Below are 12,152 nucleotides of genomic sequence, written 5' to 3'. Positions count from 1 at the left end.
TCCCCTATCTCAAAAAAACAATTCTCAAGGACGGCAAAATTCACTCTAGACCTTGGGACAGTACCAAGGTCTAGAGTGAATTTCAGCAGATTCTCCTTTTGCAGGACGGCAAGGAGATCGGCCTCTATCTACCGGCAAATAGCTGAGAGAAAAAGATATGTCCGAGAACGCGAGGCAAGACCGCAAGGCCCGTAAAATGAAAATGCCCACCTCATTCGCTATTTTGGGCATCCTGCTTCTTGTCATGGCCATCCTCACGATAGTCGTGGCCGCAGCAGGAGGTGAGGGCGTGCGCGAGGCCCTACCCCTTCCAGAAATCGCGGGTGAGATCTTGGCGGGTGGAGTGGTGGGCGTTTCTCGTGCCGCGATATTCGGCCCGTTAAACGTCCGACACGTCAATATTCCGCGCGCGATCAGTATCCAAGCATTCATTCACTGAAATCTACCACTTAACTCGGCCCTGATCTGCTATCGGAATTTGCGGACGCTCCATAGGAAACGTAGCAAGCGGAGATGATCAGAGGAGAACCTCAGAATCATCTCCGCTTTTTGAAAGACTCTTGTGACTGCAAACTTTAGGAATTATATGAAGTACTGAGGGATCAAGTGCTGCATAGCTTTAGTCAACAATCACGTTTTCGGTAGTATAAGATGCCTGCGCATACCGCTGGGCATTGGTGAACTGCGAAGTTGCAAGGCCATACAAGATCGCAGCCTGCTCCTTATCGCCCTTTGCCCCAGCGCAATCGGCCATGGTCGTATAATTGCATCCCGTGTGCACCGCCTCGGCGGCCTTGTTGTAGCACTCCAACGCGTCGGCATCTTCGGTATCGCTCTTGTACAATTCGGCGCCAGCGTTTCTCACTGCAATACGGGCATCGGTTTCCGCGCTCTTATTGGTGGCCTGCATGCCCTCTCCAAGAGTGAGCTTGTAGTAGTTGGCCGTACCGAACGGGACATCGGAGCGGAATTTCTCATCATGGCCCCTCAAGACGAACATCTCAAGATCGGTCGCGTCGAAAATCGTCCTGAAGATGGTCTTGAACTCCAGATCATCTCCTTCTGGGGAATGGAACTGATAGAAGCCGCCGAAATCCCAATTCTCCTCGCTCCATTTGCCCTCGTCATAGTAGCGAATGCTTCCGAGTGCATCCGCGATGGTGCGCGGGGTAACAGAGCCCTTGTTGTCCAGCAGGATCCTCTCTACCGTGCTAGCCCTGGGCACGCTGTCCGGATACGCCTCGTACGAATCGTTCATCCACGACTCGTCCAGGAAATGATTTGCCGTAATAAGGTAATCCTCCTCGCCATGATCGCCGGCCTTACGGACTACATAGGCAGTGTCTTTTTGCTCTACAACATAAGCATTCCCGTTATTATCAGAAATGTTAATGTTGCCGGTATGGATCCACTCAGTTTCCGTAAGCATTTTGACCGCTTCATCTGCTGTAGCGCACTTTGTAGCTGTATACCAGTAAGCGAACAGGGTATCGAGGAACGTGCCTTCCCTATCAATCACCTCGGCACCCTCGCTCGGTGCCGCGTGGGGCCCTCCGGCATAGGTAATAATGAGGCCTTCAGAGTTCATGAATGCATTGCCCTGCATTCCGCCAGATGCCATAACCGCATAGCCATCATCCGGATAAGAAATCATATCCGAGAACATTGCAGCAGGCGTTGCGCTGATTGCATCAAGATTGGCGCCTCCAAGATGACGGCCGTCCAGGGTCATGTTTCCCCAAGCCGATACGGTCATGCACGTTTTTGAGCGCTCCGGATCATAATGCATCATCAAATCGTAGTTAAGGACAGAGGAACCCATAATTGCAACAATCGCATCTTCCTTTGAGATTCCTGCCCCATCAGCCACCCCTGACAAGAAGTCAAACACAGATGGCTCATCCGCTTCGTAGTGCTTCAGGATCTTACCCATGGCTTCGTTATATGCGGCATCGTCTGCCTCCGTATAAATCATGGCCATTACAGATGCCCAGTTATTCTCTAACTGCACTTTCTGCTGTAATCCGTACTGCCTTCCCATATCAAACCAGGAGCCGTTTACATAGACAACTTCCTGCGTGTTCCCTGCGTTGACGGTTGCATCGAACACCCCATCGAACTCTTCGGCGCCAGAAGCTACCGCTACATCCGTCGATGCATTGTCCGGCGTTCCGCTAGGCGCATTGTCCGATGCTCCGCCCGTCGTGCTCTCTGCGGAACAGCCCGCAAATGCCAGCAGACTTAAACATAAGCTGGCGCAAAACAATACACGAGCTACTTTTCTTCTCATAATCTAGCCCTTTCTTTTCTTCCAAAAGCCCTACATTGCCGGCAACTTGATGGCTGGCGCAAAATGCCCTACTTTGCCGACCCTGGGGCGTCGGAGGACTTTGAAGCCTCATATGGGCGACGCGCTTAGGCCTTAGGCTCCTGTTGGGTGATGCAGTGGATGTTGCCGCCGCCGAAGACCACCTGGTCGGACTGGACGCCCACGCACTTGTAGACGCCCTCGCCCCACACCTCGTCGTAGATCTGCTGCAGCGTGTCCACGGCCAGCGGATCGTTCTCGTCGCCGTACTGGGGCACGATGACGCCGCCGTTGGTCACCAGGTAGTTCATGTAGGAGGCGATGAGCGGCTCGTCAGCCACGCGCGGCTCGGCGTTCTCGTCCATGTCGATGGTGTCGCAGGAGGCCTGGTCCATGTACAGGGGCTTCGCCGGCATGGGCAGCTTGTACACCTTCAGCGCACGGCCCTTCGCGTCGGTGGCGTTGCTCAAGGTCTCGTAGGCCTCATGGCACTGGCGGTAGAAGGGGTAGTCCTCATCGTCGGTCCAGATGCAGACCATCACGCCCGGGGCGATGAAGGTGGCCACGTCGTCGATATGGCCGTTGGTCTCCTCGGGGTCGATGCCCTCCTTGACCCAGATGACCTTCTCCACGCCCAGATAGGCCTTCAGGTGCTCGTCCATGTAGGCGCGCAGCTCCTCGCTCCAGGGCTCGAAGCGCTTGGCGTAGACGGGCCAGATGGTGTCCTCCTCGACCTCCTCGGCGAGCACGGCCGAGGCGGTGCGGCCCGGGGAAAGCAGGCACTGCTCGGTGACCACGAGGGTGCCCTCGCCGTCCACCGTGATGGAGCCGCCCTCCAGGATCATGTCGTCGGGACGATAGCGGCGGCAGTGCGACAGCTCGGCCATCTTGCAGGCGATCTGGTCGTCGGCCTTCCACGGGAAGTACAGGCCGTCGATGAAGCCGCCGTAGGCGTTGAAGTGCCAGTCGCAGGCGCGCTTGTCGCCCTTGCCGTCGATGACGTAGGTGGCGCCGGTGTCGCGGAACCAAGCGTCGTCGGTGGTCATTTCGATGACGGTCACATTCTCGTCGTCCTCGAAAACGGCCTTGCAGTTGGCGTAGTCGTCCTCGTTGGCGCACATAACGACCGGCGTGAACTCGGCGATGGCCCGGGCGATGGCGGCGTACTGCTTCTGGGCCGGCTTGGCGCCGTGGGCCCAGGTGTCGGTGCGGTGAGGCCAGCCTATCCACACGCGATCCTGCGGGGCGAACTCGGCGGGCATGAAGAAGCCGTCGGCGGCGGGGGTGGAGTCGGACTCGTAGATGGTTTTCATGAGGGAATTCCTTTCAAGAGGGGGGGGTACGAGTACAGCAATCTACAAAATCTTCTCGCTCTTGCCGTCGTCGGCGGCAAGAATCTGCTCGACTTGGGCCGGATCAACGGGCTCGAGCGAATCGGGCTCGCCTGCGGCCTCTTCAGCCAAACGCTCGGCGGCCATCGCGGGAGTGAGGCCCTTGAACTCCTCCTTGCGGCCGCGGGCGCTCACAATGCGCACCACCTCGCCCAAAAGGAGGAAGATGATGAAGATGGCGATCATCGGCACCTTGTCCGCCACTTCCTCGGCCGAGAACGGCACGAGCGTGGCCACGACGGCCAGCACCAGCTCGATGACCGGGATGGCCAGAATAACCTTCATGGCTGTGCCCTGGAAGGGGAAGCGGTACACGCGGGGACGGTTCGCATCGACCTTGCGCAGCTTGATGAAGGCCGGGAACATGGGGATGTAGGTGAGCAGTAGGAACACCACGGAGGTGGCGAACAGCGTCCAGAACAGCCCGTCGGAGATGGCCTCGTTGGGAATGAGCTGGATGAGCAGCACGGCGGTGGCCACGATGCCGTTGACGATGGCGGCGCCGGTGGGCATGCCGGTCTTCGGGTTCTCGTGGGCGAAGACCTTCGGCATGTTCTGGTTCTTCGCGGCGTACTGGGCCACGGCGTTCACGCCGAAGGACCAGGAGGCCATGTTCGCGAACAGGGTGATGAGGAATACTACGGCGATGATGATGAAGATGGGGGAGGTCTCGCCCACCATGGTTATTACGGCGTAGAGCATGCCGAAGTCGGGGTCGATCTGGTCGGCCGGGATGGCGGCGCCGATGCCGAAGCCGCAGAACAGGTAGATGGCGCCAATGGCCAGGCCGCCCAGGATGATGGCCTTGGGAATGTCGCGGGCCGGGTTCTGCATGTCCTTGGCGAAGGTGCAGATCACCTCGAAGCCCGTGAAGTTGAAGATGATGATGGACAGGTAGCCGAGCGCAGCGGTGTTGGTCAAGTCGGGCAGGAACGTCTCGGGGGCCATGGATCCGGCGAATCCGTTGGCGCAGGCATACCAGATGCCGAGCACGCCCACGGACACGGCCACGAGCACCTTCAAGACGGCACCGCCGTTCAGAATCCACTCGGAATCGGACACCTTCGAGAAGCTCATGAACACGACGATCCACACAAACGCGATCTCGATGCCTAAGGTCAGCAGCAGATTCGACTCGATATCGGCCCCGAACACCATGCTTAAGATGGGCGGGAACAGCGTGGCCAAGCTGGCGATCCACAACGGGAAGTTGATCCAATAGTACCAGCTGATGCGGGCGCCCCACTTGTCGCCGAGCGCGTCGCGCACCCAGTCGTAGATACCGCCCTCGGAGTCGTAGGCGGTGCCGAGCTCGGCCGCTACCATGCCGTAGGGCAAAAGGAAGGTGATGATAAGGAAGATCCACCAGAAGAACTGCTGGTTGCCGATGGCAGCAGCCGGTGCCGCCGCCTCACACACGAACACCACGCAGATCACCGACAGAATAACGGATACGAAGGAGAATTTCTTCTTACCGCTCATAGGGTAACTCCTTAATGGGAAAGAGCGATCGGGGAAGTTGCGCCTTCCCCGATCGCACATGGTTTACAGACCCTGCTTGCCGAGCTTCGCCATGCACTCGTCGATGGTGGCGCGGTAGTTGGTCGCCTTCTCCGGGTTCGGCTCGCTCTGGGGGCACAGAGTGGCGAGGATGGCGCGGATGGAGTGCTTGCGGTTCTCGGCCTCGTCCCAGCACAGGGAGCGCTCCGGGTCGTCCATCACCTCGTCCACGACCTCCTCGCCGCGGTTGGCCGGCAGGCAGTGCATGAACTTGGAGTCGGGGCCGGCCGCGTTCATCAGGTCCCAGGTCACCTGGTACTTGGGATAGAACACGTCCATGTAGCTGGTGCTGGAGACTTCCTCGTCGTAGAGGCCGTACCACACGTCGGTGTACACGAAGTCGGCGCCCTCGATGCAGGAGATGTCGTCGGAGACGGTAATGGTGCCGCCGGAGATCTTGCAGTTCTCCTCGCCGATGGCCATGAGCTCCTTACCGAACACAGCGCGCTCCTCATCGGTGCCTATGAGCAGGGCGCCGTCGGGGATCTGATGGCCCTTGGGCCCGAACTGCACGAAGTCCATGCCCATCTTCGAGCAGATGAACATGAGCGATACGCAGGTCTGGGTGGCATCGCCGATGAAGGCGAACTTGCAGTCCTCGATCTTCTTGCCCTCGGGCAAATTCTCGATCATGGTCATGAGGTCTCCGAGCTCCTGGGTGGGGTGGTTGTACTCGCTCATGCCGTTGATCACGGGGGCCGCGGAGTACTTCGCCAGGGCCACCACGTCCTTGTGGCGGTCGACGCGGGCCATGAGGATGTCGACGAGGCTTCCCATGACGCGGCCGGAGTCCTCGATGGACTCGTGGCCGCCCAGCTGGATGGAGCCGGGGCCGAAGAACTGCGCGTGGCCGCCCAGGTCGGTCATGGCCGTCTCGAAGGAGATGCGCGTGCGGGTGGACACCTGCTGGAAGATCATGCCCAGCGTCTTGTGCTTCAGCAAGAGCGGGTACTCGCCGCCCTCCTTGATGAGCCCCTTCATGGCGATGGCGAGGTCCACCATGCCGAGCAGCTCCTCCTTGGTGAAGTCGTTGGTGTCGATGTAGTCCTTGACCATAGAAATCCTCCTTTAGGATCTCGTTCGCGACCTCTGCGCAAGATGATCGCGATGCGGTTTCATGCGGAGGACCCTTCATGTCGGCGCTATTCGGGCCGGATTCCCGTTCGCGGCCTTTTCTCGACTCGAGGCCGTCTCCGGAATTGTTGAGCGTCTTCCGCATCTCTCGAGGCTCAGCATGGAACGCGCTAGAAGTTTTGAGAAGAAATAATCAAGATTATTTCCAGATGGTAAAAGCTCACCGTGCGTCTAATCCCAAATAATCCCGCTACTTAGACCTATTGAACTGGCCTCTATGGTAGAAAAGATCCATCGCCTCTTTTGCTGATCTTTCAAGTTGAGGCACGACCTAAACCGCTCTAGACCGTCGCGGCTCATCATCGGGCCCTATGCGTCACCGAGGAGGCTTGCTTTGGAGACAGCGTTCTACCTCTACACCATCGTCGTGATGCTCGTGTGCGTGGCGTCGGGTTCCGTATCGCTCTCGGCCTATTTCGTTTCCCGGCGCCACTCGTTTCTCTACGCTGCAGCCATGCTGCTGTTCTACTTCCTCGACCTCGCGCTTATCTTTCAATACGAGTACCTGGGCCAGAACGTCGAGTATTCCATCAACCAGTTCTATACCATCGACCATCCGCAGCTGAAGATACCGCTCGCCTTGGGCACTCTCGAGCCCATGTGGCTCATACTGTGCGATTTCGTGAACGAGCGCCGCCGCGTTTTGCGCCTCGCCCCAGCCTTGGCCTTCATCGCGGCAAGCGAAATCGTCGTGCTGTGCCTGCCCGTGGACGAGTTTCGCCAATGGCTCTTCTACACGCTGCGACAGGCGTTTCTCCCGTGGTGCTTGGCTTTCGGGGTCTATCGCTACTGCACGGCCCGCAACGAAGTGGAGAAGGCCCGCTTGCGCCGTCAGGAGCCGCTGTTCCTCATCACTTTAGTTCTGTGCCTGTGCATTCTCATCGAGGATATCGTCATGATCCTCGTCTTCGATTCCAGCTTCTTCGCGAACGCCGATATGCTGCCCCTGTATATCAGCGAGCGGAACTTCTCTGAGAGCATCCTGCTTCTGACCCTGTCCTTTTTCACCCTGCGCGTCGCTGCCGACACCCTGCGCCTGCGCTTCAAGGAGCCGCCGAGTGCCGATGCGCCCGACACCCAGGAATACGTGGACGAGCTGCTTCCCGCCTTCTGCGAGCGCTATCACCTGACCGCGCGCGAGCGCGTCATCTTGGAAGAAGTGCTGCAAGGCAAGGACAATCAGAACATCGCCAGTTCGCTGCAATTGGCCCTCGGCACCGTGAAAGCTCACGTGCACAACATCCTGAAGAAAACCGGCACCACTACCCGCCAAGAGCTCGCCCAGCTGTTCTGGAAGGGATAGGGGATAGCTGGCAGACGCGCAACAGCGGCTGGCGCCGTGGGAGGTGCAGGCGTCGGAAGGCCGCAGCCGCCCTTATTCCCGCAGCGCCCTAGAATCGAGCCCTTTTGCGGCGCTCTAGCTCTTCTTTGAGCATTTGCGTAAGTTCGTCCCGGCCGCTCACGCCAAGCTTGGCGTAAACATTCGATATATGGGTTTTCACCGTGTTGACGGAAATGTACTCCTGCTCGGCGATCTCCTTGTTCGATGCACCCTTCTCGAGCAGCGACAGCAGCACCTCTTCACGCTTGGTCAGCCCGTATTCGCGGGCGATCCAGGGCACAAGGGATTCTGCCAGCTGCTCGTTGCGCATCCGCCGATGATGGGCGAGGAAGACGTAGGCGGCCACGGTGAAGCAGAGCGCCATAACCTCGACGGGCACCTTGCGAGGAGAAGCAAAGTCCCCGCTGCTCTCCTGCCCGAAACTCACATACGTTGCCGCTTCTCCCAGGGCATACACGAGCACGAGCAGAAGCGAGAAAACCCATCGCCAGCGGTTCATGCATCGAAATTCCGCCACCAAGCAGCAGATACCGTACCCTATCACCCACAATGCCAGCAGCCTGGTAAAGAGGAACCCGCGCCACGACGCAACCGATTCGACTGATGAAGCGCCGCTCGCCCAGGCCGCCATTATGCAAACCGCCCAAAAAAATCCTTCGACAGGGGAAAAGCTGCGCGAGAGCAAACTGCCCAGCACAAGCCGGTACAAGAGGATTATAGCCATGTTGAATGTGGTGTAGAGCATGGGGTAGGCGTTTCGCGCGTCTTCGAATTGCAACGCGAATTCTGGAACAAACTCGTACATGAACAATAAAACGATATCTATCGTGTACGCGAAGAAGATGAGCGCCGTGAAGATGTATCCCGGTTTGCGCTCGACGTAGTACAGGCTCCCATAGGCGGCGATGGCCAACGCATAGGCGATGCAGCTTGCCACATTGTAGAGAAAGGCGAGGGACACGACTCCTCCTTCATCGGATAGCAAACATTATAGACGGTTTGGCTGCCAAGGCTACCGACTTGCCTGACACTCGATTCAGCTTCTTCGTTATCCCAGTTCAGAAGAGGGGATGACAAAAAATCATCCCCTAAATAATCTAGAAGCCCTCCCTGATTTCCTTAACAAGAGATTTCCCCGCTCTTAAAGTTAGGTCATCGCAGCACCGAGAAGAGAGCGCTGCGACCGAACTAAGGAGGGTTTTATGAGCATGTCCCGTCTCGATCAGCTTCTCAGCCGCCGCCATTTCGTCATTGGATCAAGTGCGCTTGCGGCCGCCACGCTTTCGGGCGGTCTTTGGGGATGCGCATCAGATGAGCCGCTCGGATCAACCGGCCCATCTGATTCCCCCGAAGAGAACGCCGCCGATCTCGTGCTGTACAACGGCCATGTGCAGACGATGGTATCGGAAAGCGAGGTTGCCTCGGCCATAGCCATCGCGGGCAACAAAATCGTCTATGTGGGCGATGATTCAGGCATCGACGCTTTCGTAGGAGACACCACCCAAGTCATCGACCTCGATGGCAAGTTCGTCTCCCCCGGCTTCATTGACGGCCACATCCACGCCCCTGGCAACTGGTTCACCAAACTCTTCCAAATCGATCTAACGGGACTTAGCACCAATGAGGAATACCTCGAGGCAATCCGCTCCTTCGTGGAAGCCCATCCCGACGAAGAAGGCTACATCGGATCGCCCTTCATGCTCAATGCCTACCAGCTTCCCGACGGCTCGAATCCCGGGCCCTCGAAAGAGGATCTAGATGCCATCTGCCCCGATAAGCCCATTCTCATCCATGACGTCTCCTACCACGCCGCTTGGGTCAATTCCAAGGCCTTCGAAATGGCTGGCGTAACCGCCGACACCCCCGACCCAGAAGGCGGCCTGTTCTATCGCAACGAAAAGGGCGAGCCTTCGGGATGCGTCAGCGATGCCGCCAAGGGAATAGTATTCGCCATCATGCCCGACACCATGACCAACGATAATCTGGAAAAGGCCCTGTACAAATTCATGGAGGAAGCAAACTCCTATGGCATAACCGGCATTACAAATATCACCCAAGGCGGTCTTGATATTATCGATATGTACCACAAGGTGGAGCGCGAGGGCAATTTGACCCTGCGCATGCGCGTCGTCCCCACTATGAAAGAAGGTCGCACCTATGACGAAGTGCTTTCCACCATCAAGTCCTACAACGACTCCGCCACAGACATGATTTCTTCGAATACTGTGAAGATTTTCTACGACGGAGTGACCGAAAGAGGCACCGCCGTCTTCCTGGAACCCTACCTGGAATCAACGGGACTCGGTGATCATTGGTGCGGCGAACCCATCTGGTCTCAGGAAGACTTTACCCGTCTTGTACACGACTTTGATGCAGAAGGCGTTCAGGTGCACGTGCACGCCATGGGCGACGGCGCCGTTCACGGCACCCTTGATGCCTTCGAGGAGGCTCGGGCGACCAATGGGGAGCGCGACGCGCGGCACACGATCACCCACGTATGCGCCATTACCGATGAGGATATCCAGCGCATGGCCGATTTGGATGTAGTGGCGAATCTCCAATTCCTGATGATGTACCACGATGATCTCATGGACCTGGAGCGCGCCTATGTCGGCGACGAGCGCGCCATGGCGATGTACCGAACAAAGCACATGGCCGAGGCAGGCATCTGCATCAGCGGCTCCTCAGACGCCCCCGTCATTCCATTTGTCCCGCTCGATGCGATCGAGGCCGGCGTTACCCGTAACTCGCCCTATCCCGAGGAAGAGGACACCGACATGACCCGCTGGCCCGAACAGGGGCTCACAGCCTACCAGCTGCTCGAGGCCTACACCAAGAACGACGCCTACCAGAACTTCATGGACGATATTATCGGCACCGTTGAAGTGGGCAAGTTCGCCGATCTCGTCGTGCTGGACACCAATATCCTGGAAGTGGATCCAAAGGAGATCTCCTCGGCGAAGGTCGTCTACACCATCTCCGACGGCCGCATCGTCTACGAGGGGTAGGACCGAGCTAGAAGACGCCAGCTATACGGAACGGCGCGCAAACCCTTGAACACAGGCCCCGCGGCTCTGCGGTCATTAGTCCCGCAGAGCCGCGGGGCCAGACCTATGCGCCCATGCAGCCCTTGCCGGCACTGCGGCCACACGCAAACACGCTGTATCCCGAAAAGGCGTTTCAGCCTCCTGGACTCACCCTTCCTACCCCAGGATGGATGAGAAGCCCGAAGAGCACCTCGCTTTCCAATTTGCGCCGCTCTATGCCAGCCTCCAGCAAGCCTTCGAGGCCATATTCGAACGCGCTCGTAGCCAGCGAGTCATCTTCGTCATTGACGAATTCCCCTATTTGGCAAAGGCCGACCCGAGCGTCTCTTCAATCCTGCAAGCTCTCATCGATCGCGCCTCTGCAGATTCGAAGCTGCTTCTCTTGCTGTGCGGGTCTTCGTTGTCGTTCATGAAAGAGCAGGTACTTGGAGAGAAGAGCCCTTTGTACGGGCGGAGAACAGCCCAGATAGAGCTTAAGCCCTTTGATTTTTTCACAGCCATGGAGCTCTTCCCCCAACGCAACCCCATCGAGACAGCCGAAATATACGGCATGGTGGGCGGCGTACCCCTTTATCTTATGCAATTTCAGAATGGTGGAACATTACGCGAGCTCACCGAGGCAGCGCTGCTCGACCCGAACTCAATCCTCTACGAGGAACCGAGCATCTTGCTCATGCAAGAGGTGTCGAAGGCATCGCGATACAACGCGGTCATCGACGCCATCGCAAATGGACGAACCCAGAGCGGGGAGATAGCAACCGCAATTGGCTCCACCACAGCGGAAACCTCGTACTACCTCAAAGAGCTTGAGCGCATTGGCCTGGTTACCCGCGAGCAGCCCCTTGGGGGAAAGGGCAAGAGGCCGATCTACAGACTCAGCGACAATCTCTTCCGTTTCTGGTTTCGATTCATCGCACCGCATACTTCCTCGATCCAACGTGGGATGCCAGGACGTGCTTGGCGCTCTATCGAAAAGGCACTTTCCGAATACATGGGACCGGTTTTCGAAGATATCTGCAACCAGTGGCTTTGGCGCCAGATGGCAAGAGACGAGTCGGCCATAGAATTCGATGACCTTGGACGCTGGTGGGGCAATGATCCGCAACGTAAGCAGGAAGCCGAAATTGACATCGTCGGCATAGAGGGCACACACGTGGTGCTCGCCGGAGAATGCAAGTGGCGAAACGAGGACTTTCCCGCCTCGGCCCTGGAGAAGCTTCGCCATCGCACGAACCTTATTGGCAATGCGGACGAGGCGCAGCTTTACGCGTTTTCGAAAACCGGATTCTCGCAAGCATGCCGAGCAGAGGCGAATAGATCGAGGAATGTGCGGCTCGTCTCCTTCAGCGACATGGTCAACGCTTGAACCG

The 12,152-nt window shown here is 57.8% G+C and carries 9 protein-coding genes; 4 read left to right on the top strand and 5 right to left on the bottom strand.

The window, feature by feature from the left end:
• Nucleotides 1-157 precede the first annotated feature (157 nt).
• Nucleotides 158-439: a hypothetical protein gene (locus tag NE591_RS00950; protein WP_117284257.1), complete on the top strand. Its 282-nt coding sequence runs from the start codon at nucleotides 158-160 to the stop codon at nucleotides 437-439.
• Between the two features lie 180 nt (nucleotides 440-619).
• Here NE591_RS00950 and NE591_RS00945 read toward each other — a convergent pair whose 3' ends face one another.
• The 4 genes from NE591_RS00945 to ptcA form a co-directional block, all read right to left on the bottom strand.
• Nucleotides 620-2,290 carry a C45 family autoproteolytic acyltransferase/hydolase gene (locus NE591_RS00945; protein ID WP_117284256.1) on the bottom strand — a complete coding sequence of 557 codons (1,671 nt, stop codon included), beginning with the start codon at nucleotides 2,288-2,290 and terminating at the stop codon, nucleotides 620-622.
• A gap of 125 nt (nucleotides 2,291-2,415) precedes the next feature.
• Nucleotides 2,416-3,621 (bottom strand): agmatine deiminase family protein, encoded by a 1,206-nt coding sequence (locus tag NE591_RS00940; RefSeq protein ID WP_114540327.1) that lies wholly within the window; start codon nucleotides 3,619-3,621, stop codon nucleotides 2,416-2,418.
• Between the two features lie 42 nt (nucleotides 3,622-3,663).
• Nucleotides 3,664-5,181: an APC family permease gene (locus NE591_RS00935; RefSeq protein ID WP_117284254.1), complete on the bottom strand. Its 1,518-nt coding sequence runs from the start codon at nucleotides 5,179-5,181 to the stop codon at nucleotides 3,664-3,666.
• A gap of 63 nt (nucleotides 5,182-5,244) precedes the next feature.
• The gene (ptcA, locus tag NE591_RS00930) at nucleotides 5,245-6,315 is read right to left on the bottom strand and encodes a putrescine carbamoyltransferase (RefSeq protein WP_114540329.1); all 1,071 of its coding nucleotides are present in this window, start codon (nucleotides 6,313-6,315) and stop codon (nucleotides 5,245-5,247) included.
• Nucleotides 6,316-6,727: 412 nt separating this feature from the next.
• On the opposite strand from ptcA, the gene NE591_RS00925 reads away from it, so the two are divergent.
• Complete coding sequence (locus NE591_RS00925; RefSeq protein WP_256156217.1) at nucleotides 6,728-7,696, top strand: helix-turn-helix transcriptional regulator; 969 nt, start codon at nucleotides 6,728-6,730, stop codon at nucleotides 7,694-7,696.
• An 88-nt stretch (nucleotides 7,697-7,784) separates the two neighbouring features.
• Here the strand turns inward: NE591_RS00925 and NE591_RS16155 are convergent, their stop codons facing one another.
• Nucleotides 7,785-8,696, bottom strand: coding sequence for a LuxR C-terminal-related transcriptional regulator (locus NE591_RS16155; RefSeq protein WP_114540331.1), 912 nt, complete (start codon nucleotides 8,694-8,696; stop codon nucleotides 7,785-7,787).
• A 241-nt stretch (nucleotides 8,697-8,937) separates the two neighbouring features.
• On the opposite strand from NE591_RS16155, the gene NE591_RS00915 reads away from it, so the two are divergent.
• Nucleotides 8,938-10,743, top strand: a complete 1,806-nt coding sequence (locus NE591_RS00915; protein ID WP_114540332.1) for an amidohydrolase — start codon at nucleotides 8,938-8,940, stop codon at nucleotides 10,741-10,743.
• A 205-nt stretch (nucleotides 10,744-10,948) separates the two neighbouring features.
• The gene (locus NE591_RS00910; RefSeq protein WP_256156216.1) at nucleotides 10,949-12,148 is read left to right on the top strand and encodes an ATP-binding protein; all 1,200 of its coding nucleotides are present in this window, start codon (nucleotides 10,949-10,951) and stop codon (nucleotides 12,146-12,148) included.
• Nucleotides 12,149-12,152 lie beyond the last annotated feature (4 nt).

Origin of the sequence: Adlercreutzia sp. DFI.6.23, assembly GCF_024462535.1 — a bacterium.
In the GTDB taxonomy this organism is placed as follows: Bacteria; Actinomycetota; Coriobacteriia; order Coriobacteriales; family Eggerthellaceae; genus Adlercreutzia; species Adlercreutzia rubneri.
The sequence above is the reverse complement of the archived record's forward strand: the minus strand, read 5'-3'. Positions and strand labels throughout refer to the sequence as shown.